Source organism: Pontibacter sp. H249 (genome assembly GCF_037892465.1).
Lineage (GTDB): Bacteria > Bacteroidota > Bacteroidia > Cytophagales > Hymenobacteraceae > Pontibacter.
Genome location: NZ_JBBKTR010000003.1, coordinates 77,884 through 102,150, shown reverse-complemented (window position 1 = coordinate 102,150; position 24,267 = coordinate 77,884). Strand labels below are relative to the sequence as shown.

At 46.2% G+C, this 24,267-nt stretch carries 21 protein-coding genes and 1 tRNA gene; 9 read left to right on the top strand and 13 right to left on the bottom strand.

The window, feature by feature from the left end; genetic code table 11:
- Nucleotides 1-14: 14 nt before the first annotated feature.
- From WG943_RS05300 to WG943_RS05280, 5 genes are all read right to left on the bottom strand, one after another.
- Entirely contained in the window at nt 15-776 is a 762-nt protein-coding gene (locus WG943_RS05300; RefSeq protein WP_340407261.1) for a DUF6503 family protein, read from the bottom strand.
- Between the two features lie 106 nt (nt 777-882).
- Nucleotides 883-1,545 carry a YceI family protein gene (locus WG943_RS05295; protein WP_340407259.1) on the bottom strand — a complete coding sequence of 221 codons (663 nt, stop codon included), beginning with the start codon at nt 1,543-1,545 and terminating at the stop codon, nt 883-885.
- A gap of 202 nt (nt 1,546-1,747) precedes the next feature.
- Complete coding sequence (locus WG943_RS05290; protein ID WP_340407258.1) at nt 1,748-2,398, bottom strand: YceI family protein; 651 nt, start codon at nt 2,396-2,398, stop codon at nt 1,748-1,750.
- A gap of 52 nt (nt 2,399-2,450) precedes the next feature.
- Nucleotides 2,451-2,918, bottom strand: coding sequence for a MarR family winged helix-turn-helix transcriptional regulator (locus WG943_RS05285; RefSeq protein ID WP_340407257.1), 468 nt, complete (start codon nt 2,916-2,918; stop codon nt 2,451-2,453).
- Nucleotides 2,919-3,058: 140 nt separating this feature from the next.
- Nucleotides 3,059-4,048, bottom strand: coding sequence for an enolase C-terminal domain-like protein (locus WG943_RS05280; protein ID WP_340407255.1), 990 nt, complete (start codon nt 4,046-4,048; stop codon nt 3,059-3,061).
- 298 nt (nt 4,049-4,346) lie between these two features.
- Here WG943_RS05280 and WG943_RS05275 point away from each other — a divergent pair, with 298 nt between their 5' ends.
- The 5 genes from WG943_RS05275 (at nt 4,347) to WG943_RS05255 (ending at nt 10,873) form a co-directional block, all read left to right on the top strand.
- Entirely contained in the window at nt 4,347-5,786 is a 1,440-nt protein-coding gene (locus WG943_RS05275) for a dicarboxylate/amino acid:cation symporter (protein ID WP_340407253.1), read from the top strand.
- 226 nt (nt 5,787-6,012) lie between these two features.
- Nucleotides 6,013-7,368, top strand: a complete 1,356-nt coding sequence (locus WG943_RS05270; protein ID WP_340407252.1) for a M16 family metallopeptidase — start codon at nt 6,013-6,015, stop codon at nt 7,366-7,368.
- A 44-nt stretch (nt 7,369-7,412) separates the two neighbouring features.
- Nucleotides 7,413-9,059: a M16 family metallopeptidase gene (locus WG943_RS05265; RefSeq protein ID WP_340407251.1), complete on the top strand. Its 1,647-nt coding sequence runs from the start codon at nt 7,413-7,415 to the stop codon at nt 9,057-9,059.
- Nucleotides 9,060-9,235: 176 nt separating this feature from the next.
- Nucleotides 9,236-10,240, top strand: coding sequence for a c-type cytochrome (locus WG943_RS05260; protein WP_340407249.1), 1,005 nt, complete (start codon nt 9,236-9,238; stop codon nt 10,238-10,240).
- A gap of 201 nt (nt 10,241-10,441) precedes the next feature.
- Nucleotides 10,442-10,873: an RDD family protein gene (locus tag WG943_RS05255; protein ID WP_340407248.1), complete on the top strand. Its 432-nt coding sequence runs from the start codon at nt 10,442-10,444 to the stop codon at nt 10,871-10,873.
- 6 nt (nt 10,874-10,879) lie between these two features.
- Here the strand turns inward: WG943_RS05255 and WG943_RS05250 are convergent, their stop codons facing one another.
- The 5 genes from WG943_RS05250 to WG943_RS05230 all read right to left on the bottom strand — a co-directional run bounded on the left by WG943_RS05250 (nt 10,880) and on the right by WG943_RS05230 (nt 17,886).
- Nucleotides 10,880-12,151, bottom strand: a complete 1,272-nt coding sequence (locus tag WG943_RS05250) for a DUF389 domain-containing protein (protein ID WP_340407246.1) — start codon at nt 12,149-12,151, stop codon at nt 10,880-10,882.
- Between the two features lie 119 nt (nt 12,152-12,270).
- Nucleotides 12,271-12,858, bottom strand: a complete 588-nt coding sequence (locus tag WG943_RS05245) for a SixA phosphatase family protein (RefSeq protein ID WP_340407245.1) — start codon at nt 12,856-12,858, stop codon at nt 12,271-12,273.
- A gap of 53 nt (nt 12,859-12,911) precedes the next feature.
- Nucleotides 12,912-15,788 carry a tetratricopeptide repeat protein gene (locus WG943_RS05240; RefSeq protein WP_340407243.1) on the bottom strand — a complete coding sequence of 959 codons (2,877 nt, stop codon included), beginning with the start codon at nt 15,786-15,788 and terminating at the stop codon, nt 12,912-12,914.
- A gap of 185 nt (nt 15,789-15,973) precedes the next feature.
- A complete protein-coding gene (locus tag WG943_RS05235; RefSeq protein WP_340407241.1) occupies nt 15,974-17,215 on the bottom strand; it encodes a sensor histidine kinase in 1,242 nt (413 codons plus the stop codon).
- Nucleotides 17,212-17,886: a response regulator transcription factor gene (locus tag WG943_RS05230; RefSeq protein ID WP_340407240.1), complete on the bottom strand. Its 675-nt coding sequence runs from the start codon at nt 17,884-17,886 to the stop codon at nt 17,212-17,214. Before WG943_RS05230 ends, WG943_RS05235 begins: the two co-directional genes overlap by 4 nt.
- A gap of 217 nt (nt 17,887-18,103) precedes the next feature.
- Between WG943_RS05230 and WG943_RS05225 the strand changes: the two genes are divergently transcribed.
- A complete protein-coding gene (locus tag WG943_RS05225) occupies nt 18,104-19,156 on the top strand; it encodes an NAD-dependent epimerase/dehydratase family protein (RefSeq protein ID WP_340407239.1) in 1,053 nt (350 codons plus the stop codon).
- A gap of 219 nt (nt 19,157-19,375) precedes the next feature.
- Here the strand turns inward: WG943_RS05225 and WG943_RS05220 are convergent, their stop codons facing one another.
- Nucleotides 19,376-20,068 (bottom strand): phosphatase PAP2 family protein, encoded by a 693-nt coding sequence (locus tag WG943_RS05220; protein WP_340407238.1) that lies wholly within the window; start codon nt 20,066-20,068, stop codon nt 19,376-19,378.
- Nucleotides 20,069-20,170: 102 nt separating this feature from the next.
- Here WG943_RS05220 and WG943_RS05215 point away from each other — a divergent pair, with 102 nt between their 5' ends.
- Genes WG943_RS05215 through WG943_RS05205 form a run of 3 tightly spaced genes read left to right on the top strand, consistent with a single transcriptional unit; the run spans nt 20,171 to nt 23,195 of the window.
- Entirely contained in the window at nt 20,171-20,917 is a 747-nt protein-coding gene (locus WG943_RS05215) for a glycosyltransferase (protein ID WP_340407237.1), read from the top strand.
- Nucleotides 20,904-21,554 carry a lipid-A-disaccharide synthase N-terminal domain-containing protein gene (locus WG943_RS05210; protein ID WP_340407235.1) on the top strand — a complete coding sequence of 217 codons (651 nt, stop codon included), beginning with the start codon at nt 20,904-20,906 and terminating at the stop codon, nt 21,552-21,554. The genes WG943_RS05215 and WG943_RS05210 overlap by 14 nt, the downstream gene beginning before the upstream one ends.
- Nucleotides 21,555-21,560: 6 nt before the next feature.
- Nucleotides 21,561-23,195, top strand: coding sequence for an ArnT family glycosyltransferase (locus tag WG943_RS05205; RefSeq protein ID WP_340407234.1), 1,635 nt, complete (start codon nt 21,561-21,563; stop codon nt 23,193-23,195).
- 120 nt (nt 23,196-23,315) lie between these two features.
- Here the strand turns inward: WG943_RS05205 and WG943_RS05200 are convergent.
- Nucleotides 23,316-23,397 (bottom strand) — tRNA-Leu (locus tag WG943_RS05200).
- Between the two features lie 113 nt (nt 23,398-23,510).
- Nucleotides 23,511-24,224, bottom strand: a complete 714-nt coding sequence (locus WG943_RS05195) for a phosphatase PAP2 family protein (protein ID WP_340407233.1) — start codon at nt 24,222-24,224, stop codon at nt 23,511-23,513.
- Nucleotides 24,225-24,267 lie beyond the last annotated feature (43 nt).

Below are 24,267 nucleotides of genomic sequence, written 5' to 3'. Positions count from 1 at the left end.
CTGCTTATAAACCACTACAACTCCGACACCTGTATCTCCTCTAAATTAATATTCGACACCTTCTCTAGTGTGCCAGCCTCAAAAGCTTTATCGTAGTTCTCCAGCGGAAACTGCTCTTTGGAAGTATAGTTGTAGTAATTTTGGAACAGCACCCCTCCTATTTTGCGTGGGTTTATGGCTTTCCTGAAGCGGCTGCCCCTGCCATCTTCTTCTTCGTAACTGTAAGCCAGGTAGTCCATCGTGTGGCGCAACTGGTGAAACCAATACACATAGATATCTTCATGGTCTTCACCGCCGCCATCCGGTGCAAAGGTTACTTTTACTTTGTGGTAGGGTTCTCCCTGTATTTTTGCCTCACCTAAATACTCTTTCTGCACAGCGGCATCGTTTAAGAAGTAAGGCAGCAGCGCAAAATATACCACTCCGTTAATAGATGCAGTATAAGCCTTCTGGCGCTCCTCAGGCAATTCTACCTCTACATCATCTACAGTGCGTTTAAAGCCACTGTTGCTCATTACATCATGTATGCGCTGGCCGGTGGTGTCGTTGGTAAAGGTGCGGCTGTACACAAATGCGCCCTGATCGCGGAGCACGCGGTAACGTACATCCCTAAACTTAAAAGTTACGACCGCCTGATCCAGTTGCTGGCTACCATGTGCCACAATAGCTTGGTTAACAATCTGCTGCGGATCGGTGGTTTCTGTGCGGTTGCAGGAAGTAAAAGCTAAAGCGCAAAGTATAAATCCGGCACAAAGTATGGCTTGTATATTTTTCATAATTACAGGAGGTATAAAGGCCAAAGATAGAAAAGCCTGTGGCAATAAAGAACAAAAGCCGCTCCGGGATCAAACCCAAAGCGGCTTTTCTGTTACCCAGATGCTGCTATTTTGTAGCTGTTACATCTAAAGCTAATCTAAACTCATCAGAAATCGCTTTGTCGCCAAGGTCGCCGAAGAACGTTTCAGAGCCATAACGCACATCAAACTTTGAACGATCTACAGTTACATCGGCTTTTGCATTTACAGTGTTGCCATTAACTGTAACAGTTGCCGGAAAGCTTATTTCTTCTGTTTTATCTTTTATGGTCAGGTTACCTTTTACATCGTAGTTTGGCTGGCCAGTTGCTGCACTGGCAATCGGAGAAGCACTTGTTATCTCGAAAGTAGCTGTCGGATATTTTTCAACACCGAAGAAATCATCAGACTTCAGGTGGCCAACCAGCTTACCGTTCTGCTCCTCATCCGTTAGGTCGGTGTTGGAGATGCTCTTCATATCCATCACAAATCTGCCACCGGTCAGTTGGTCACCTGCTACGCTTAACTGACCGCTTTCCAAGTTAATCTCTCCATCGTGCTTGCCTAACACTTTTTCGCCATACCATTTAACAGAACTCTGGTCCTGCGCCACTTGGTATACTTCGCCTTCGCCGGTAGCCGCAGCCTCTGTAGTTACTTCTGTAGTTTCTGCTGTTTGGGTGTTCTCGTTGCCACAGGCAGCTAAAAACATTACTGCCATAAAGCTGGCATAAAAAGCTGTTTTTTTCATGATGTTATGGTTTATGAGTATTCATTATTAAATTCAATGTACCTACATTAATTTAAACAACAAAACTTTATCGTTATTGTTTTACTAATAAATATTTCAAAAACAGAATCATACGTTCTGTTTTAACATAGGATGCCTGTAAAAGAAAACCGCCCCAACCCTGTTGCCAGAGTGGGGCGGAAATCTAAAACTAGATACTTAATTACTGCTTTGCAGTTACGTTAAATGATACTGTGAAATCATCCATGATTGCTTTATCACCTAAGCTACCGAAGAATGTCTCAGAGCCATACTTCACATCGTACTGCGCACGGTTTACAGTTACATCGGCTTTAGCAGTTGCCACGCCATCCTTAACTGTAATTGTAGCCGGGAACTGTACTGGCTTAGTAATACCTTTAATCGTAAGTAAACCGTTTACTTTGTAGTTCGGCTTTCCGGCAGCAGCTTTCGCAATTGGAGCCAACGACTTAATCTCGAAAGTAGCTGTCGGGAATTTGTCTACACCAAAGAAGTCATCGTTTTTCAGGTGGCCAACCAGTTTGCCGTTGTACTCAGCATCCTTGATATCCTCAACCGTGATCGAGTTCATGTCGATTACGAACTTACCACCAGTTACCTTATTTTTGTCTACGGTAAGGTTACCGCTTTTCAGGCTGATGGCGCCATAATGCTCACCAGTTACTTTTTTACCATTCCACTTGATCTCGCTCTTCTCTACTACCGCATTATAAACACGGCCTTTAGCAGGGTTTGCCACTTCTGTAGTTGCAGTGGCTTTTGGGGTATTGCCGGCAGTAGCTGTAAACATTACTGCAGACGCTAAAGAAGCAAGGATTACTAACTTTTTCATATTAAACTTATCTATTTCTGTATTTGGTAATTTTTAAATTCTGATCTCTGGTTTAGTCCCTGATCTTGTCCAGCAGGTTGCTCAACTGTAAAGCTTCCTCATCGGTCAGGTTTTTGATGCCGGTTACTTCGCCACCGGCCATACCTTCCATCTCACTTAATAAAGCAAGTCCTTTATCTGTTATCAGCACATCTACTGTTCTGCGGTCTGATGGGCACTGCTTGCGTGTTACTAGCCCCTTTGCCTCCAGCTTATCTACAATTCTGGATGCATTGGATGTTTTATCCAGCATGCGGTCTATCAGCAAACTAACAGTTGCAGGCTCCGGGTGCTGACCTCGCAAAATGCGCAGGATGTTAAACTGCGGAAGCGTAATGCCATACGGCTTAAAAAGCGACGCTTGCTGCTGCTGTAGCCACCCGGAAGTATACACCACGTTGATAAATGCCTTCTGATGTGCACTTTTAAAGGTCTTCTGCTTTATTTCGTCTTCAATCTTCATAGATTCAAAGTCTCTCATAATGCTGATGCAAATATATGTACATACATTTAATGTACAAACACATCAACAGAATTAATTTAAAAAAGTTTCAAGAAATTAAAAATTACCAAACCATAAAGATAGTATTCTTTCTTTTACACCATGCAAGGCTAGCGCTGCTATTTCAGGTATAAGATGCCATTATGCTCCTTTACCAGCTTAAAGGGTTCCTCTGTCAGCATCAGAAAGCCGTCGAGGCTGGCAAAATCAAAACCGCTGCTTAGCTGCATGGCGCACCAGATGCCCAGCGAAGTTTCTACCATAGAGCCGATCATGGTCATCATGCCATACTTGCGGGCCAGCCGCAGTAGCCGCACAGCATTTAAATAACCGCCTGCTTTCATTAATTTGATGTTTACACCGTGGAACTCCTCGCGCAGCAGATCAAAATCGGCCTCATCCGTGATAGACTCATCGGCAATTACAGGTATGGGCATTTTGCTTTTTATGTGGGCATAAGCATGTCCCATAGAGGCAGGCATAGGTTGTTCAATGGATACTACTCTGTCTTTATCCAGGGCATTCACAAAGTATAATAAGGCATCTGGGTCGTTCCAGCTTTCGCAACCTTCCAGCATCAGGGGCCTATCAGAAATGCGCAGCAGGTTATTAACTAATTGCGCATCTATTTCAGGTGTTACTCTTAGCTTTAAGCAGCAAAACCTGTTTACACGCTGTTGCTGCATGTATGCTAATGCTAATTCCGGCTCCATGGCTGGCAACGAGAAACTGGTGGGCTGGTTATGTGGAGGCCGTTGCCCCAGCAATTGGTTAATCGGGATAGTATTTATCTGGCAGTAGTAATGCAGGTAGGCGGCCTCTACGGCAAAGCGGAGCGAGTTAATAGGCTGGTGTTCTGTGAGCAGCTCCAGTAGGTTTTCCATACTTTTAACTTGGGCAAGGCCTGCCAACAGCAGCACCTGGTACTGTTGCAGCAGCAATTCCGGAGTTTCTCCAAACCTAAGCTGAGGTGCAGCCTCCCCAAAACCGCTGAGCGCACCATCCGAAACCTGCACCAGAAAGTTAATTCTGGCCTGCCCGGAGCACACTGCTGCCTTGGTTTTATACTTCAGCTTCAGGTGCAACGCCTCTATCTGCCAAGTAAGCATATGGTATTTAAGTGAGGTGAGTAAATTTATACTTGCATACGTGTTTAACACCAGAAAAAGCATATAAACAGGTACAATTTTGCACTGCCTTTTCCTGCGCCATTAATTCTACAAAAATTTATTTTTGATTAAGGCTTCCTGCTATTTGCCAATGTGCATTTTGCATCTATATTTGCTAAATTTTTGTAGCTGTGCCCATAGCATTTTTCTTTGTTTTGGAGTCTTTGGGGCAAGGTTTTACAGAGATTAGAATTTACCCGGCAGCGGCCTCAAAACTAACTGCCCTTATATTCATTTTATGAAAAAATCATTTCTCCCGCTGGCTACGCTGGTTACCATTACCATAGCGGCCATACTCACTGTACTTCAACAGTACAGCTTTATCTCATTGTCGGCGGATGTGCTGACGGCTGTGCGTTGGGCCGGCATAGGCGTCTTGCTGATGTACGGCCTGCAGAAGCGCTCCCTTACTACCTGGATCCTGATCAGTATGGTGGTAGGCGCTGAGATTGGTTACGACTTCCCGAGCTTTGCCACCAACCTGAACGTGCTCAGCAAGGTCTTTCTTAAACTGATCAAAACGATTATCGCGCCGCTTATCTTTGCCACGCTGGTGGTGGGCATAGCCGGCCACTCCAACCTGAAGCAGGTGGGCAGCATGGGCTGGAAGGCCATTGTATACTTTGAGATCGTGACTACGCTGGCCCTTTTCATTGGTTTGGCAGCTATCAACATCAGTAAGGCCGGCGAGGGCATCAGCATGAACCTGGCCGAGGTAAACGATGAAATTGCTCCGGCAGCCAAGCAAACAACTTCCGATATCATACTTCACGTGTTCCCTGAGAACATTGCCAAGTCTGTTGCCGAAGGGCAGGTGCTGCAAATTGTGGTATTTAGCGTACTGTTTGCCATTGGACTAGCCATGGTGAGCGAGAAGAAGCGCAAACCGATGCTCGATTTCTGCGAGAGCCTTTCGGAAACCATGTTCAAGTTTACGAACATCATCATGTACTTTGCTCCGGTGGGTGTGGGTGCTGCCATTGCGTACACAGTAGGTCATATGGGATTAGGCATATTGGTTAACCTGTTTCAGTTGCTGGCTACGCTATATGTAGCGCTTATTGCGTTCTGCCTACTGGTGCTGCTGCCGGTGGCGCTTATTGCCAGAGTTCCGATCAAGCGTTTCCTGCAGGCTATTTCTGGTCCGGTTTCTATTGCCTTTGCCACCACCAGTTCTGAGGCTGCCCTGCCACGCGCCATGGAAGAAATGGAGAAACTGGGTGTGCCTCGTAAAATTGTTGCCTTTGTAATGCCAACCGGCTACAGCTTTAACCTGGATGGCACTACTTTATACTTAGCCCTTGCTTCTGTTTTCGTGGCCCAGGCTGCCGGTATCCCGCTAAGCTGGGAGCAGCAACTGGTGATGGTATTTACACTGATGCTGACCAGTAAAGGTGTGGCCGGTGTGCCACGCGCCTCTTTGGTTATACTTTTAGGCACCGTTGCCTCTTTCGACCTGCCGGTGTGGCCAGTGTTTGCCATACTTGGTATTGATGAGCTAATGGACATGGCTCGTACTTCTGTAAACGTTACTGGTAACTGCTTGGCCACTGCCGTTGTTGCCCGTTGGGAAGGTGAATTTAATCCGGAGCCAGAAGTTGGTTTAGTAGAGACGACGAACTCAGAAATAGCTGTTGATACAGTAGAGAGGCACGACAAGGAACCGGAACTGGTTTAGCTTTATACTTTACTCACCAGAAAAGGCCACAGCTGCAAAAGCTGTGGCCTTTTTGTTTTACCAAACGTACACGCCATCAGTTCTTAGTCGATAAAAGTATGAGCCTGGGCGATTTTATACTTCGCACTGCAACAACACAGGGTAAAACAGGTAAAATTTATATATTTAACTAAAGGAATACCGTAGAATCATAATCTGTAACTAAATCAAACTAAATAAAGCTAGTATGAAAAACAGAATAGTAGCCCTCCTGCTGCTTTTGATGTTTGTCGTTTCGGCGGCGATGGCACAAAGCAGCCAGAAAGAAAAAATCTTGCCCTACCCTATCCACCAGAAAAAGCTGGACAATGGCCTGAATGTGGTTACGGTGCCTTACAACAGCCCTGGATTGGCAGCCTTTTACATTGTGGTGCGTGCCGGATCGCGTGAAGAGGTAGAGAAAGGAAAAACCGGCTTTGCCCACTTCTTTGAGCATATGATGTTCCGGGGTACAGACAAGTATAGCAAAGAAGCCTACGGCGACATTATGAAAGAAATGGGTGCCGCCGCCAACGCCAACACCTCCATCGACAGAACTGTGTACCATATGACGGGCAACGCCGAGATGCTGGACAAGATGTTTGAAATAGAGGCTGACCGCTTCCAGAACCTAAAGTATAGCGTGCACGACTTTAAAACAGAGGCCGGTGCGGTAAAAGGTGAGTATACAAAGAACTCTGCCAACCCCTACCAGCAGCTGTACGAAAAGCTGGTAAGCACCGCCTTTAACAAGCATACTTACTCCCACACCACCATGGGCTTTTTCGAGGATGTGGTTGACATGCCAAATCAATATGACTATTCGCTTACTTTCTTCGATCGCTTTTATCGCCCTGAGTATTCTACCATAGTGGTGGTGGGTGATGTAACGCCGGAGCGTGTAAACAACCTGGCACAACAGTATTTCGGCGACTGGAAGCGCGGTAACTATAAGCCTAACATCCCAACTGAGCCAAAGCAAACCCAAACCCGCTACGCACACGTGCAGCAGCAAGGCTTTCCGCCATACTTGAGCCTCAACTTTAAAGGCCCTGCCTTTTCTGATAAAGACAAAGATTTGCCTGCCTTAAGTATACTTACCACCATACTTTTTTCCGAGAACTCCGACCTGTACCGCAAACTGGTGGTGGATGAGCAAAAAGCCCGTTTTATTGGTGGCGGTCCGCAGTTCTCCCGCGATCCGAATCTTATCTCTGTGTCAGCCTCTGTGATAAAGGCCGATGACATGCAGTATGTAAAAGATGAACTGATGAAGGCGCTGAACGAGGCTAAAACAAAACCGGTAGATGCCCAAAAACTGGCCGATACCAAATCCCGCATCAAGTATGGTTTTGCCATGAGCATGGACAGCCCCGATGCAATTGCCAACTCTTTGTCCCGTTTTATCTGGCTTACCGGCGATCCCGAGTCGCTGAACAACATCTATGGTGTGTTCGATACTATCACCGCCCAAGACCTTATGAACGCGGCAAAGAAGTACTTTGTGAACCAGACGCTGACAGTAGGCACCATTGCCCCTGGTGAAAAGTCGCCGGCAAAGTAAGCTACAGTTAAATAGAAGTTTATCGAAACATCAAGTATAAAAGTATGAAAAGATTAGCTGCATTTATAATACCTGTCGTCTTGCTGGCAAGTGCTTGCGCCAAACAACCACAGGTATCCGAACAAGCCACTACAGACACCACCACAAATACAGCAACAGCCAGCGCAAGGCCAACTGCCTATGATGCCAACATGGCCTTTGGCCCGGATAAGGTGGTGGAACTGAAACAGCCGGAGTCAAACAAGGTCATCATTAAGCTGATGTTCAAGAACGGCTCCATGTCGGACCCAAAAGGGAAAGAAGGCCTGACTTATACCACAGCTCAGATGATTTCCGAATCGGGCACACAGGATATGACGGTGTCGCAGATAAAAGACAGGATATTTCCGTGGGCAGCAGGCTATGGTGCCAACGTAGATAAGGAAGTAACCACCTTTACCTTTGCCGTGCACCAGGATTTCCTGAACGATTTTTACCCGATCGTGCGGGGCCTGATGCTGACGCCAGCCTTTGCAGAAGATGATTTTAAACGTGTAAAATCGAACCAGCAGAATTTTGTGGATGAGGTGATACGCGCATCATCTGACGAAGAGTACAGCAAAAAGGCGCTGGAAGATCTCTTGTTCAGAGGCACCAATTACCAGCATATGGTAGAGGGCAAAACTGCCAGCGTACAAAGTATAACCCTGGAGGATGTGAAAAACCATTGGCGCAATATGTTCACCAGAAACAACCTGATGGTCGGAATTGCCGGCAACTACTCTGATGATTTCCTGAACAAACTGAAGGCCGATATGGCACAACTATCCGATGTAAAGCCAAACATCCCAGTAGCAGGTCAGCCAAACAAGCCAAATGGCGTGCAGGTAGAGATTATCCGAAAAGACAATGCACTTGGCTCGGCAGTTTTTACGGGCACGCCTATGCCGGTTACCCGCTCTGCCGATGAGTTTGCAGCCCTGATGGTGGCTAACTCATACTTAGGCGAGCACCGCAAAAGCTACGGTAAACTTTACGACAAGATCCGAACTACCCGCTCTATGAACTACGGCGATTATTCTTATATAGAGTGGTACGACAACGGCGGTTCTTTCCAGTTGCCAAACCCGGGTGTGCCGCGTACCGCTAACTACTTTGCCCTTTGGATACGCCCTGTACAGATAGCCGAAGGCCTGAAGCAGCAGTACACTGAGCTGAAGGACATAAACGTAGGCCACGCTCACTTTGCCCTGCGCCTAGCTATGCGTGAAATAGACAACCTGATCCAGAACGGTATGACGCAGCAGGATTTTGAGCTAACCCGTAAATTCCTGCGCTCCTACATTAAACTATACATCCAGACACAAGAAAAGCAATTGGGCTTTTTAATGGACTCCCGCTTTTACGGCCGCCAGAATTATATCGAGGAACTGGATAAGCTATTAGCTAACCTGACGGTGCAGGATGTAAACGATGCGGTGAAGAAATACTGGCAGACGGAGGATATGTTTGTAACTATTGTAACCGACGACAGCGAAGCGGAGCCACTTAAGCAGGCGCTACTAAACAACACGCCCTCACCGATGAGCTATTCTAACCTTGTAAAAGAAGGCTTACCAAAAGAAGTTTTGGCTGAGGATGATGAAATTGCAACCTATAAACTGAATGTGAAGGATGTAAAAATTGTAGACAGCAAGAGTACTTTTAAGTAAAATTTTGTACTTACTCATACTTCCAAAATCCGCAGGCTTTCCACCTGCGGATTTTTTTTGATTATACACTCACTCCCAAGTATATCTCACACAAAATACGCAATTACAGGCTGCACTTAAATTGACTTTAATCATATCTTAAATTAATATTATCCATTAATATTAAACCTAAAACTATGAAAAAAGCCCTGAAGATCTTTGGTTATTTGGTTGTAGCAATTGTTGCAATCGCAGCCGCTGGCATACTTTACATGCAATATGCCTTTCCGAACGTAGATGCCGCCCCCACTATATCAATTAAGAAAACTCCGGCCCTAGTAGAGCGCGGTGAATATTTGGCTAATCACGTAGCTGTTTGCATAGACTGCCACTCTGCCAGAGACTTTAGCAAGTTTGCAGCCCCGTTGGTGCCAGGCACAGAAGGCAAGGGTGGTGAGGTGTTTAATCATAGTATGGGCTTCCCCGGCACATTTTACGCCCGCAATATTACCCCTGATAAAGAAACTGGCTTAGGAAACTGGACCGACGGCGAAATTTACCGTGCCATGACCAAAGGCGTCAGTAAAAACGGAGATCCATTGTTCCCGGTAATGCCTTACAATGCCTATAATAAAATGTCGAAGCAAGATGCCTATGCAATTATCTCCTACATACGCACCTTAAAACCAATTAAAAACGAAGTACCAAAGGCTGATCCTGATTTCCCGATGAACCTGATTATGCGTACCATGCCACTTAAAGAGGATGCCAACTCGGTGGAAGAAACAGCTTTAGGAGATGAAGTACTTAGAGGCAAGTACTTGTTAACAATTGCCTCTTGCGGCGACTGCCACACCCCAGCAGAAAAGGGCAAACCCATCGAGGGCAAGTACATGGCTGGAGGTTTTGAGTTTAAGTTTCCGAACGGTGCTGTACTTCGCTCTGCTAATATCACCCCAGATAAGCAAACCGGCATAGGCACCTGGTCAGAAGATATGTTTGTACAGCGATTCAAAACTTTTGAAAACCCAGCTATGACAGCGCGAAAAGTATCGCCTGACGAGATGAACACCATTATGCCATGGGCCATGTATGCCGGCATGAAAGAGGAAGACCTACGTGCTATTTATAAATATTTAAGAACGTTAGAGCCACAAAAAAATAGAATAGAGCGCTTTACCCCTGCTCCAAAAAAATCTTAATAAGCCTGTATCTATTTCAAACACCAAACGCCACTTGCTAATAGGTGGCGTTTGGTGTTTGGGAACCCACCTTAAAAAAGCTACCACAAAACGCAGCCATTTTTTATAATTGCATGGTAAGCGTATTTAAATTTTTATCCGATGCAACCAACTCTGGGGTTGAAAGTATAAGAAAGTGAGAAGAACTCTACTAATACTTTTATGCAGGCAATTTATACGCAGACAGACAAAAAGATTGAGCTTGCTGACTTTAGTAAACGTGTTATAGCCTTTACTATTGATTTTCTGCTTTTACTTACCTTAGTCGGAATAATAGATTACGTAACTTACAGCAGCGATGAGCAGGCTTACTTGTTAAAACCAGAACGCATTTTAGACTTATCGTTAGGATGGTTATACTTTGCGGGCATGGAAGTTTGTGCCTGTCAGGCTACACTCGGCAAATACCTTCTTGGTTTGCGGGTCACCACATCTGCCGGAGAAAGGATATCTTTTAAAAGCGCAACCATACGTTACTTCTTAAAGCCATTTTCCGTTCTGATAATTATAACACGTTACCTTTTGGGAACACATGAAGTTACAAAGCAAACACTCCACGACAAGCTAACCAATTCTTTAGTAATAGCCCGCTAAGGCTAATTAGTCACTCCCTTTGTAGTCCAGCATCTTGATGTCAAACATAGGATCTGCGTTCCAGCCTTTCTCTTTTATACGCTCAAACAATACCTCCTGCAGCATCTTTTTTACCTGCTCATCAGAGATAGAGTCACTGCGGTTATAAAGGTATAGTTCACAGATTACCGGGTTAAGGTTAGGTAGGGTGCCTCTTGTAAATCGGGCGTTTACTTCAATTGTCTCGATATTTTTATACTCCTGTAAGCTGGTACGTATAGTTTCTGTAATTTGGGTGGCTAAACTTGCCTTTTGCAGATTTGGCTGATCATAAAATTGCCAGTACATAAGTCCAGCCAGAGCAAGTACCGACACGAGCATGGATAGTTTATATACATGCTCTTTCCCGTCTGCGAAGCGTGCCCCTTTTATAGTTACCTTACCCAAGTACCGAAAAACAAGCGCAGCAGATAGCTGTATACCAGCCAGTTGCAGAATAAGCAAAAAAGCGCCACTCTGCACCATTTGCCAATTATTAAAGTGCAATGCCATGCCGATAAGGCCAGTAGGCGGCGCCAGCGAGGCTGCAACCAACACTCCTACTGCTGCCCCAGGCACCAAGCTATCCCGTTCCGACTGCACCAGGTTGATAGCTCCGGCAAAACCAGCCACAAGTGGTAGTAATATTGTCATTTGCGATATATGGCCGATCTCAACCATTAAAGGGGTAGCGTGCTTTTGCCCGAACAGCAGAGAAAGCAAATAGGTAACCACTATACTTATACTAATGGCCAACCCGTAGCGCCCAAGGCTCCTGAGTAGTAAACTTGATTTACCGGATGCGGCTGCTAGTGCCGCGTTCATGGCAGGCCCCGCAAACGGAGACACTAACATAGCTGCTACCAACAAATAAACTGTATTAGTATATAATCCAATCCAGACAAGAACACCAGCAGAAACGGCATAACTTACCAGCCCTAATTTAGACCCTACACTTTGCAGGCCTCCCATCAGCACCTCAAAAGGGCTGCGAAAAGTTACATCACTTACTTGGTCAGGGGCTTCGTTTTGTGGGGGGTAAAGCGTGATTACGCCCCTGGGTATAAGCGTAATTTCCGCCTCTTCGATGTGATTGATGTCGCGAATGAACTCATCCACAACATTGTTATTCAGGTGCAGCCGCACCAGCTCCCCAGCTTCTAACTTGCCTATACTTATGTTTTTACCATTCAGCTTCTCGGCTTTCTGCTTTACCTCCTCTCCTTTGCCACTAGGTACTTTAACGGTTAATGCTCGCATACAAACTTTTCTTGTGTGTACACTTACCTACGGTGGTTTGTGCCCAAGTAGTTATACAAAGCATAAAACAGAAGCGCCCTGCCAGCTATTGACAGGGCGCTTCTAAAGCAAAAGAAAAGTTACTTTGAGGTAGCTCCGAACTTTGATGTTTCCACAACGGCAGCGCCATCCGGCTGCACTGTTAATTTAAACAAGTAGTCATACTGGGTGTCAGAGATATCTGGTATAGGGCGTTTAGCTCCTAAAGCCTCGACCAGAGGCAAAATAGTATTTGAGTGTCCGGCTATTACTACTGTCTTTCCAGCATGTTGCTCCTTAATCTTATTCCCCATGCCGCTAAAGTCGTGTGCCTCATAAATAACTATGTCCAAGTTTCTGGCTTCTGCCATTGGTTTTAAGGTGTTTTGTGTGCGCTTATACTTTGTGGCATAAAGTACATCAACTTTCTCGCCTTCAAGTTCTGAGCGTAACGCTTGCGCTCGCTCTTCGCCAGCCATTGTCAGCCCTGGATCCTGATCTGATGGATTGGATACGTCTTTTTCGGCGTGGCGCACGAGGTACACAGTGGTTGGCTGCGCGTTTACCTCGTTAGGCAAAGGATTGGCAACTGCAATAGCGCCTTCGTTTGAGGAGGGCATATTACGGCAAGCTATTGTGCTCAGTGCTAGCAGCAGCACCCATACATGCATGAGTAATCGTAGTTTCATAAATATGTTGGTAGTTAGGTTAGTGAAAGTTTAGCTGTCTATAATATCGCTATTTACAATGTTAGGGCTTTTTGAGCAAAGTTTTGTACCGCAGCAGCTTCTTTTGTTTTACCGTTCTGCCTAAGCAAGTTTACCAACCGGTTACGAAGTTCTAATTGATAGGGCTGTTGAGCCAGTGCCTTTTTATAAGCTTTTATGGCCTTTTTTGTTTTACCCTTCGCCTCCAGAATTCTGGCATTTGCGAATTGCTGTTGCACCAGTTCCTGCTGTGTTACGGCTTCAGGTTGTTTTTTAAGCAGTTCCTCCGCTTTATCTGTTAAACCCAGGTCAGCATAAAGGCCTGCCAGTTGATAAGCTTCTCCCCTAAGGCTGGCTTTGCCATCCAGTAACGGTTGCGCCGCAGCCATTGCGCCTGCCTTGTCCTGCTGCTGAAGCTTATAGCTTGCCATACGCAGCATGTAATCGGCACGAGGAGTGCCGGCGGCGCTTAGTATGCGCTGGGCCTCTTCTAAGGTTGCATATGCTGCATCATATTTTCCTTGAGCGGCCAGCACATCTGCGTACTGTCTGCGTAGTTCATAATGCTGTGGTTTTGAGGCAACCAGCTTTGCAAGTGCCTGCTCCGGCCCCTCACCTTTCACTGAGGTTCCTTTTAGCCAATTTGTAAAAGCCAATGCCTCATCGCGGCGATCTCGAAGGTAGGTAGATACTGTTGGGGCATCTTTTAGGTAACTTTCTGCCACAGCGATTGCCTCTGGCACCATGCCATAGCTCAGGTAAAATTCCCGGAAACGCTGGTTTGCCAGCGCACGCATTAACAAGTCATCTTCCAGGTCGAGGGCCTTCTGGTACAGGTTAATCTGAGCCTGCACTGCCTCTTGCTGCTTTATTTCCCTATCTCTTCGCTGTGCCTCTAACAGCTCTGCCTCTGCCAGGTAAATTGGCGCATAGTTCGCATCTACTGCCTTGGCTTTCTGCAGCCACTCGTGTGCTGTAGTATACTCCTTCTGCACCTGCTTCACTCCAGCATAGGCTATTAGAGCAGGTTGGTATTTGGCGTCCCAAACTAAGGCTGTATCAAGCAGTGTTGTAGCCTGAGCGTAGTCTTTTTTGCTTTGCGCTTTCTCTGCCAGGTTCAGGTATACTTCGGCCCAGTTGCTGGCCATGGCCTGCTTGTTTCCGGCAAGGTATGCCCGCTGCCGCTGCACCAGTTTATCCAGGAAAGTATAAAGTTCAGGGTCTTTCGCTTTTAAGTCGGCGGTGGTGTTAATGGATTTATGGTTGAGCGGGTGCACTTTTACCGGTTCAAAATATGCAGGGTAAGTTTGGGCCAGGTACTCGTGCTCGTTGTTGGCAGAATAGTAGTCCAGGGTGCGGCCTTCTTTCATGGCGTTGTTGTATAGGCGGCGCACGGCACGGTTTTCGGCATCTGTAAACACACGCCCATGAAACTGGTGTACATACTCGTGCAGCACCACGTTACGTTCTAAGTACGACCCTCTCACTACATATTCTATCGCTGCTGCACCGCTGCCCACACCCCGAATGTCCATCCACTGGCGGTTATCAAATGTGGTTGCCTGCCGGAAGTATGGCGAACCCATGGCTATGGTTAGGTCCACGTGCAAAGGCGGAATAACGAATTTTTCGCGCTGCTTGGACAGGAACGGGAAGTATACGATGCTCTCATACAGCTGCGACCATACCATCTTCTGCACTTCATCTCCGGGGTAATAAGTTACATCCGGAAACACTTTCGCAAAATTTACAGGGTCTTTGATTACGGTGGTCTGGATAACCTGCTGCAACGAATCGTAGTTATGTAAATAAGGTATTTGCTTTTGCTTGATCACAGCGGCCAGTGCATTGTGCGCAGGTCCGTAATGGTTCTTTTTTTGCAGGATGCGCTTAAAGATAGTCTGGGCAGAATCAAGACGGCTGGTACGGTCCATGTCAAAGGCCATGTAGTAGGCAGAACCTTTTAGCATAAGCGGCAGCACCGAGTTTTTATACTTTTGCTGCACCTTTTCTATTTCTGTTAAGGCTTGCTGTATCTTGTTTTCTGAGAGCAACTTATCTGCCGGTTTCAGAGCTTCCCGTACTTTTTCATCCTCAGGTTGGGCATAATCAGCGTAAGTTAAATTAGTATGACCGTTACCCCAGTGCCAGTGCGTTACATAGTGCAGTGGGTTCAGTTCCAGAGCCAGTTCCCACTGTGCAGCCATATCGTTTAGCTGGGTGGCATCAACGCGGCGCCAAATGGCATAACCGTAGTTAAAGCGTGCATCGGGGTTAAAAGGATTCAGGGTAAGGCTGGTAATAAGTGGTTTTTCGGCCAATTCAGGTTTCTGGTTCCAGAAATGCACATCCGACTCCAGCAGGTAAGCTTCTGCGTTCTTTGGGTTCCAGGTTTGTACTTTCTGTGCCCATGCCAAAGCCTCCTCATACTTTTTCTGCAGCATCAGCACACGGCCAATATTTAGGGCAGCAGCTTCGTTCTTAGCTTCTGTCTGCAGCACCTGCTGCGCTGTGGCGATAGCTTCTGGCAACTCCCAGGCCTGTACCTGCAGCTTTGCTTTCTGTAGCAGCGCTGGTTTATACTTTGGGTTATACTTTAGCGCCTCCTCTACCAGCTTTTCGGCTGTATTAAATTCATTATTAAGTATCGCCAGTTTTGCCTGTGCTACTTTAACGGCAGCAGACGGCTTTGCCCGCGCCAATACTGTTTGGGCATCATTCCATTGGCCTAACTCCAGTAGCTTCTCCGCTTTGGCTGCGGGATTTGATTCGGGCATTTTTACAGCTAGCTGCCGTTCCTGAACCAGCTTTTGCCGAATGGCTGCTACATCATCAGGGTTTTGTGCCAGTGTGGGCCAGGCTATAAGTATGCCAGGCAGCAAGTATAAAATATTTTTGAAGATCGGTCGCATGGGTGTTTCGCATATTTAGTTTGCCTTTGCCCAACGCTAAGCAAAAAAGCGTCGGCATCAGCATAACCTAAATGTAAACACTTATTATGATTGATGAAAGTATGAATATGCTAAAGCTTTCTCCTCTAAGCATGTATAAGCTCTACTTAATAGAGCAAAGCATGAAACTACATAATCGTTTATACTTAGCTTGAAAATCGAACAGCAAAGTAGTGTTGCTCTTGCTCATAGGTATAACTTATCTGCCAGGCATGTGAAAGGCAGATCTCATTTACAATAGCCAGCCCAAGGCCAGTAGCTTTACTGTTCTGGTTTCCTTTTTTAAAGCGCCTAAACATCTCCCCCTGCTCCAGAGCAATAGGGTTACCGGTGTTACTGATCCTGAATTCGCTTTTCGTAAGAACGGCAGTTATCTTTCCATCCTGTTGTGTATAACGCAGTGCATTAGAGAGCAGGTTAGAGATCAACAATTCGCAAAGGTAGCGGTTTGCAAGCACAGATACCTGGGTGCAGTTTGCCGACACATCGATGTGACGGAGAGCGAATAGTTCCTCCATTTGCTCTAGTTGCTGCTGAAGTAGCTCACAAAAATTCAACTGCTCCTGATCTGTAAAGGCCTTGTTCTCCAGCTTAGCAAGAAGAAGCAGACTTTTATTTAACCGGGACAGGCGCTCTACCCCTGACTTAGCCATCACAATATGCTCCGACATATCCTCTTCCATCGGGTATTGGCTTAGCCTGTCCAGCTTTGATTTTATGATGGCAAGCGGCGTCTGTATTTCATGCGAAGCGTTTTCTGTGAACTCACGCAGTGTTCGAAACTCGTTGGCACTTCTTATGGCCATTTCCTCCAGCACCAATCTCAGTTCTTCAAACTCTTGTACTCCGGAGGTCTGCAACTGCAAGGGTTTGTCTGAACTAACAGCGTATTTTTTGAGGGTATTCAGGTTACTAAAGAAAGGCTTCCAGATGGTTTTGGCAGCAAAAAAGTTAATGAGTGCTCCGGAGACTCCAAGCATCACTCCCATAACCAAGAAAATGAGCAAGATGGTCTGATTATACTCTTTCCAGCCAATATGAGCATCCATTACGATTACTCTGTAGTTTATACCGCCTATCTGCTGTGTTACTTTCAGGTATTTATAGTCTTCATACTTGTTCTGTATCTTGTCAAAGATCAAGGAGTCTCCATATATTTCTGAGGCCGGTATACCTAGCTCAAGTCGCTCTATACTGGCCAGCGCCATACTTTTTACCTGCCCCTGCGCCAGTTGCTCAGCTACAGAATCGTACTGCAGCCGCAGTTCTTCATCAATTTCATCGTTTTCAAGTTTGTGTATAACAGCAACCAGTACAAACCCGGTGAACAAAAGTATAACGGTGGTGGCTGCCAAGTATAAACCGGTAGTTTTGTGTAGCAGCTTCATGACAGAGCAAATTTGTAACCCATGCCGTAAACAGTTTTTATATAATCCTGCCCTGTGCTGCTGACTATTTTTTTCCTGAGGTTCTTTATGTGCAGGTACACAAAATTATAGTTGTCCAGCATATCGTAATGGTCTCCCCACAAATGTTCGGCTATGGATTGCTGGCTTAGTAGCCTGTTTTTGTTAACCACAAAGTATAAAAGCAGCTCATACTCCTTTTTGGTTAGGTGCAGCAGTTTTCCCTCTGCCTCTACCGTTTTTTCCTGCGTGTCTATCTGCAGGATATCAAAGTTAATAACAGCATTGCCATTTAAGTCGCGGCGGCGCAGCAAGGCATTGATTCTTGCATTCAGCTCTTCCATGTGAAAAGGCTTTGTGATGTAATCGTCTGCACCAAGTCCAAAGCCGGTAAGCTTATCATCTAACGAGTTTTTGGCAGAGATAATCAGCACGCAGGTCTCCGGGAATCTTTTTTTAAGTTGCCGGAGCAATTGCAGGCCATTACCGCCGGGCAGTGTAATATCCAACACTATGGCATCGTACTGGTAGAGGTTGATTTTGTCCTCAGCTTTGGCATACGTGTTGGCTGTTTCGCAAAGGAAATGATCGCCTAAGCCACGAGCAATCTCCTCCAATAATACAGGCTCATCTTCAACTAAAAGCAACTTCATAGTTTAAAATAATTTGCTGTTCTGCTACAGTAACCTCCACATAAAACTTACCTGAATTTATACTTTTAATCAGATACTAAAACACTATTAAATAAATATAAATCTGTATTTACTCAAGAATATAGCTAATCGCAAAAACATACAGATTTTCTACAGATTTGGGGTGTACTTTAATCGGGCAAAGATTATATCTAAGGCATCTGAAGTTAAGACAGGCATGGAAGCACTGAAAATACTGGTTACAGGGAGCGCTGGCTTTATAGGCCATCACCTGATGCTTGGTCTGCAAGGCTCCAGGCATACAGTTGTAGGGCTGGATGTGCTAAATAACTACTACGACCCAAACCTGAAGCTGGAACGGCTTAAGCAGCAGGGGTTCGAGGTGCAAAATATTGCCTACAACGCCCCAATTCAGCACATGACTTATCCCAGCCATAGCTTTGTTAAATTAGACCTGGCTGATGAAGCTGGCATGGAGCAACTGTTTGCAGAGCATCAATTCGATGTGGTAATTAACCTGGCAGCGCAGGCAGGGGTACGCCATAGTATAGCCTATCCGCAGGCGTACGTAAGCAGCAACCTGGTTGGTTTTGCCAATGTATTGGAATGCTGCCGAAAGTATAATATAAAGCATCTGCTGTATGCCTCTTCCAGTTCGGTGTACGGTTTTAGCGACTGCATTCCATTCAAAACCACAGACAGAACAGATTTTCCGGTATCGTTTTACGCTGCCACAAAAAAGGCAAACGAGGTAATGGCGCACAGCTATGCCCACCTTTATAACCTGCCCGTAACAGGTATGCGCTTTTTTACGGTGTATGGGCCGTGGGGCAGACCAGACATGGCGTACTACAGTTTTGCAGAGGCCATTACGTCCGGCAAACCAATTCAGCTCTTCAACAACGGCAACATGCTGCGCGATTTTACTTATGTAGACGATGTGACGCAAAGTATACTGAGGCTGCTAACTATTTACCCGTCAGCTGGCGCCACTGCAGGCAGCAGCGCGCCGTATAAAATCTACAACATAGGCAACAATAACCCCGAACCGCTGCTGAACCTGGTGGCTAACCTCGAAAAGCTGTTAGGCAAACAAGCTAAACTGGACCTCAAGCCTATGCAACCCGGAGATGTGGAACGCACCTTTGCCGATGTAGAAGACCTGATACAAACCGCAGACTATAGTCCAAAAACGCCCTTAGCAGAAGGCATGGCTAAGTTTGTAGCCTGGTATAAAGCGTATACTGCACAGCAGGCAGCTGTAGTATAAAAGTAGCAGACGGCTACTACAAAAGAATAATAGTCAAGACATTTCGTGTGTAACGACTCACGCATTTTGCCTTTGTGACAAAAGGCTTAATGACAAAAGACTTCCGGGGGGAGAATCATAAAATAATAATTTCTCCTTTGTCAAATGGTCATTTGTCTAGCTGTCAAAAGTGAAGTTATGATACTTGATACCTGCATTGTACGGAAATTAAAGTTTGTTTTAAGCCTGCCGCTCAAACCTGGAGGCATATTTTTTCTCGAGGCCGCGCATCAGCTTTATAGAAAGTATAAGCCAGAATATACCCAAGCCGTAACCGGCTAGTACATCGGTAGCATAATGCACCCTGAGGTAAATGCGGCTATAGCCAATAAGCAGCAACAGCCCTGAAAGCAGCCCTATAAGTACGGCTCGCCATACTTTGCTGGGTACCGTTCGCCATACAATATAGATCATGAGGCCGTAGAAAGCGCCCCCGATCATGGCATGGCCACTCGGAAAGCTAAGGCCGGACTGGTGCAGCATGGCGATCTCGGGGCGGGGCCGCTCGAAAATTCGCTTCAGGACCTGGTTAAGTATAGAGCTCGAGAAGGAGATGATCAGGATCTTGAGGCCATACCAGCGCAGGTCTTTGAAGAAGGAGAAGAGCAGCACAACAAGCGGAGGCACCACCAGGAGGTATTCTGCAGAGGCAAAAAAAGAGATTAGCCGCATGATGCGCGTATTCTGATCGTTGGTGTGTGTTTTGGCAAAGTTGAACAGAGCTGTATCCAGGGCAGTATTCTGTTGTATGAATACTGTATTCGCCATAAACAGGAACAGCAGCAGGCAACTAAAGAACACAGCCCAAAGCAGGGCCACCTCTAAAGAGAGCAGGCCCAGCAGGCTGATGAGTTTTTGAAATTTTCGCTTCATAGCAGGTACAATTTACCTACGAAGCACCTAAATATCCTGTTCTTACCTTTAGCCACTTTAGGGCAGGGTAAGCACTATTATGATGTAGCTAACAAATACTGTATGAATACTATTTCGCTTACCGTTATCGTGCCTGTATTTAACGAAGAGGGTTGCCTGAAACGCTTTACAGAAGCCATGGATGCATTTCTGGAGCAGACGCCGGTACCCACACAGGTCTTATTTGTAAACGACGGCTCTACGGATAACAGCCTAGCACAGATAAAAGAAATTTGTCAGCAGAAAACAGGGTACAGCTACCTGGCGCTAAACCGCAACTATGGCCTCAGCACTGCCATCAAAGCTGGGATCGACACTATCCAAACCACCCACATCGGCTACATCGACTCTGACCTGCAAACCTCGCCGCTGGACTTTATGCTCTTCTTTGAGCACCTGCCACACCACGAGATGGTAATAGGCATTCGGGCCAAACGAAAAGATACTTTCGTAAAGAAGATCTCTTCTAAAATTGCCAACGGCTTCAGGCGCTACATGATAAACGACGGTATAGTAGATACAGGTTGTCCGCTTAAGATTATGGACTCGGACTATGCCAGGCGTGTTCCGTTTTTTGATGGCATGCACCGCTTCTTTCCTGCACTTATACAACTGCAGGGCGGTAAGGTAAAGCAGTTGCCGGTGCAGCATTTTGAGCGTTATGCCGGTTATTCTAAGTACCACCTGTTTAACCGCTTGTGGGGTCCGCTAAACGATACTTTTGCCTTTAGGTGGATGCGCAAACGCTACATCAACTATACTGTTGCCGAGGAATTCATGAACCAGCCTGTGGCCAATGGACAATTCTGAAATGCTGATCTACGGCATAGGGTTACTGGCCCAGCTACTGTTTTCGGCACGTATCCTGTCGCAATGGATAAAGTCTGAGAAAGCAGGCAGGGTGCTATCCCCTACCTCCTTCTGGACCACCAGCGTGATAGCATCCATTTTACTAATGACTTATGGCACATTGCGCAACGACATCGTAATTGTGGGCGGGCAGCTTATCTCGTACTTTATTTACCTGCGCAACCTTAAGCTCAAAAATATGTTGGAGAGTCTTGCACCGCCGGTACGATGGGGAGCCGTAATTTTTCCGTTTTTTGCCATTGGCTGGCTGCTCTGGAGTGACAAGTACAGCTTTAGCTACATTATGCAGCACAGTAAAATATCGGGTGTGCTGATAGCCTGGGGAGGTTTGGGACAGATGATCTTCACGTTGCGATTTGTGTACCAATGGTATTATTCAGAGCGGCTACAGGAGTCAGTTATACCAGTTGGCTTTTGGGTGATTAGTTTAATAGGCAGCATGATGATCATGTCGTATGCGGTGCTGCGCCTGGACCCTATCCTATTCCTGGGCCAGATATTTGGATTAGTAGCCTATAGCCGTAACTTATACCTAGGTTTGCGCGAGCAGCCTGCACCAGAACCTACTACAACGTAACCTAACATGCTCGAAACTTATGCACGAGACAGTAACCGCCTGCTGTTCTGGCTCCTGCTTCTGCTGCTTATGGCACTGCTTTACAACCTGGGTGGCTGGGGTGTAGTAGAAACCAGCGAAGCCCGCTACGCCGAAATAAGCCGTGAAATGTGGCTGACCGGCGATTACCTGCACCCGCGGCTGCTCGGGATACAGCATTACCATAAGCCGCCGCTAACTTACATCATTTCTGCTTTTGGCATGGAGTTGTTTGGTCCTTCAGCCTTTGGGGCAAGGTTCTTTTTGCAACTATCGCTTATACTTCAGGCGCTGCTGGTATACGTTATCGGCAAAGAAATCTTCGGCAACAGTAAACAAGCCCTGACTGCAGCGATAATCTACTTAACCATACCAGCTGTGCTGCTTGCTGCCCGTAACTTAACCACCGACTCCTTCCTGACTACTTTTGAGCTGGCAGCCATCTGGAGCTGGATAAAGTATAGAAAAGACACAAAAGCCGCATGGCTATACTTTTTTTACCTGCTACTGGCGCTGGCTTTTCTTACAAAGGGCCCTGTCGGGTTAATTTTTCCGGTACTGATAGCTTTTGGCTATAGTCGTCCTAAAACAGAAAGTATAAACCGTTCATCTGGCTGGCATCACCTGCCGGCTCTTCTGCTGTTTTTGGTAGTGGGCGCATCGTGGTACGTTTACCTTATGCTACAGAACCCTGATTTTGTAGACTACTTCCTGTTTAAGCACACCGTGCAGCGCTATGCCAACCCTGAGACCTTTGGCCGTTCCAAACCCTGGTGGTTTTACCTTGTGCTGGCACCTGCCTTAAGTTTACCCTGGGCTGCCATCCTTCTGATCAAGCTAAAAAAGCTGAAAGAGTTGCCTACCCCGCTTAAACGCCTGTTTATACTTTGGATACTGGTGCCGCTTGTGTTTTTCTCCTTTTCAGGCTCAAAGCTTATACTTTATATATTGCCCTTATTTGCAGGGCAGGCGCTGCTAACGGCCTGGCTGCTTTACCAGTTGGCGCCGGAAAGTATGGCAAAAGCTACCAAAGGCAGTATCTTATACTTTTTAGTGCTGGCCATTGTGCTGCTGCTAGTGCCTCTGTTGCCAATCGGCATTAAGCTGCCTTACTGGGTATATATTTTTCCGGTACTGATGCTGGCTGTGCTGTTTTTACTTTGGAAAAGACCTGCAGCGGCTCTTACTAAGTTACTGGCAAGCGCACTGGCTTTTATACTTTTGCTGCTACCTTACTCCACGCACCTGATGGGCAGTAACCCGCAGTTAATGAAAGGTAGCCGCCCAATTGCTCAGATCATCCAGAATAAGCAGCTACAGAACAGAACTATACTTGTGTATGACAACCTGCTGCCTTCCCTGGCTTTTGAGCTGAACAAAAGTATCATCTCCATTAAAGAGAAAAGCCGCCACCTGCACCGGGAAATACAATTTGAGACAGATGAAAAATGGCAGAGAGGCTTACTAGATATTAATGAACCTGCAGCAGTAACTCAACTGCAGACGTTACTGCTGCAGCCAACGGTGCTGGTGGTGAAGGATGAGTTGCCGAAAAAACAGGAATGGTTTCTAAAGCATTATCGTAACAGCCAGAAGAGTGGGAGATGGACGGTGTACTATTGATTACGGAGACCATCTGCCAGTAAGTATAGCCTAGTTTTTACTTTGCCATACAAACACAGCTTAAAGCTAAAAAGCAAAACGCCAGCCTCGTGTGAAGCTGGCGTTTTGTTTAAGATAGTGTGCGCACGGGGAGAGTCGAACTCCCACGCCCGAAGGCACAGGCTTCTGAGACCTGCACGTCTACCAATTCCGCCACGTGCGCGCTGGTCACTACATTAAATAAAATTCCCAAAACCCTTTAACCCTTGTTCATTGGGATCACAAAGATACAGCGAGAAATTTATCCTGCAATATATTAAATAAAAAATATTGAGGTCAGGCAGGAGCTTCTTCTTCCACTACCGGGTCTATCTCTTTTTTAGAAATACGCTCTATACGGCGCAGGGTGCCAATACCAATCACAACCCACAGAAGACCGGCTGCGAAACCGGCCATTACATCCGTAGCGTAGTGCACACGCAGGTAAACTCTGCTAAAACCTATAAAAAGCACAAAGACCACCAGCAGCGCGATGAGCGTATTACGATAAGCGATATTCTTTACATTGTGCCATACCAGGTAAATAAGCAAACCATAAAATGAAGCGGCTACCATAGAGTGCCCACTTGGGAAACTAAGCCCAGACGCTTCCACTAAAGGCATCATAGGCCGTGGCCGATCAAAAAAGTATTTCAGCACCAAGTTTAAAGTTATGCTTCCTAAAGCCACTACCGGCACCTTAAGCGAGTACCAGCGGTGCTTCCGGATAAACAGGAAATACCCAATCAATAGCAAGGCAGCCGGTGTTAAAAAATGCCTGGAGGCAAAGAAAGTGATAAACTCGATAAAGCCACTGAAGGCTGGGCTCGAAATATCTTTGGCAAAGGCAAAGGCAGCCTCGTCTACAGCCAACTCACCGCCTGATAAAATAGCACTGCTTAGATACAGAAATACGATGATGCAGATCAAGAACAGGGCCCATACAATTAGGAGTTCTATTGTAAAAAGAGCCAATGCCGCTGCTAGTCTTTTATAAAATCGTTTAACCATAAATGTTATTTCAGGTTACTCCAGTACAGGCGTTCTACATGAA

Excerpts from the sequence above, each read along its gene's own strand:
- WG943_RS05300 (WP_340407261.1), bottom strand. The coding sequence starts at position 776 with ATGAAAAATATACAAGCCATACTTTGTGCCGGATTTATACTTTGCGCT.
- WG943_RS05295 (WP_340407259.1), bottom strand. The coding sequence starts at position 1,545 with ATGAAAAAAACAGCTTTTTATGCCAGCTTTATGGCAGTAATGTTTTTA.
- WG943_RS05290 (WP_340407258.1), bottom strand. The coding sequence starts at position 2,398 with ATGAAAAAGTTAGTAATCCTTGCTTCTTTAGCGTCTGCAGTAATGTTT.
- WG943_RS05285 (WP_340407257.1), bottom strand. The coding sequence starts at position 2,918 with ATGAGAGACTTTGAATCTATGAAGATTGAAGACGAAATAAAGCAGAAG.
- WG943_RS05280 (WP_340407255.1), bottom strand. The coding sequence starts at position 4,048 with ATGCTTACTTGGCAGATAGAGGCGTTGCACCTGAAGCTGAAGTATAAA.
- WG943_RS05275 (WP_340407253.1), top strand. The coding sequence starts at position 4,347 with ATGAAAAAATCATTTCTCCCGCTGGCTACGCTGGTTACCATTACCATA.
- WG943_RS05270 (WP_340407252.1), top strand. The coding sequence starts at position 6,013 with ATGAAAAACAGAATAGTAGCCCTCCTGCTGCTTTTGATGTTTGTCGTT.
- WG943_RS05265 (WP_340407251.1), top strand. The coding sequence starts at position 7,413 with ATGAAAAGATTAGCTGCATTTATAATACCTGTCGTCTTGCTGGCAAGT.
- WG943_RS05260 (WP_340407249.1), top strand. The coding sequence starts at position 9,236 with ATGAAAAAAGCCCTGAAGATCTTTGGTTATTTGGTTGTAGCAATTGTT.
- WG943_RS05255 (WP_340407248.1), top strand. The coding sequence starts at position 10,442 with ATGCAGGCAATTTATACGCAGACAGACAAAAAGATTGAGCTTGCTGAC.
- WG943_RS05250 (WP_340407246.1), bottom strand. The coding sequence starts at position 12,151 with ATGCGAGCATTAACCGTTAAAGTACCTAGTGGCAAAGGAGAGGAGGTA.
- WG943_RS05245 (WP_340407245.1), bottom strand. The coding sequence starts at position 12,858 with ATGAAACTACGATTACTCATGCATGTATGGGTGCTGCTGCTAGCACTG.
- WG943_RS05240 (WP_340407243.1), bottom strand. The coding sequence starts at position 15,788 with ATGCGACCGATCTTCAAAAATATTTTATACTTGCTGCCTGGCATACTT.
- WG943_RS05235 (WP_340407241.1), bottom strand. The coding sequence starts at position 17,215 with ATGAAGCTGCTACACAAAACTACCGGTTTATACTTGGCAGCCACCACC.
- WG943_RS05230 (WP_340407240.1), bottom strand. The coding sequence starts at position 17,886 with ATGAAGTTGCTTTTAGTTGAAGATGAGCCTGTATTATTGGAGGAGATT.
- WG943_RS05225 (WP_340407239.1), top strand. The coding sequence starts at position 18,104 with ATGGAAGCACTGAAAATACTGGTTACAGGGAGCGCTGGCTTTATAGGC.
- WG943_RS05220 (WP_340407238.1), bottom strand. The coding sequence starts at position 20,068 with ATGAAGCGAAAATTTCAAAAACTCATCAGCCTGCTGGGCCTGCTCTCT.
- WG943_RS05215 (WP_340407237.1), top strand. The coding sequence starts at position 20,171 with ATGAATACTATTTCGCTTACCGTTATCGTGCCTGTATTTAACGAAGAG.
- WG943_RS05210 (WP_340407235.1), top strand. The coding sequence starts at position 20,904 with ATGGACAATTCTGAAATGCTGATCTACGGCATAGGGTTACTGGCCCAG.
- WG943_RS05205 (WP_340407234.1), top strand. The coding sequence starts at position 21,561 with ATGCTCGAAACTTATGCACGAGACAGTAACCGCCTGCTGTTCTGGCTC.
- WG943_RS05195 (WP_340407233.1), bottom strand. The coding sequence starts at position 24,224 with ATGGTTAAACGATTTTATAAAAGACTAGCAGCGGCATTGGCTCTTTTT.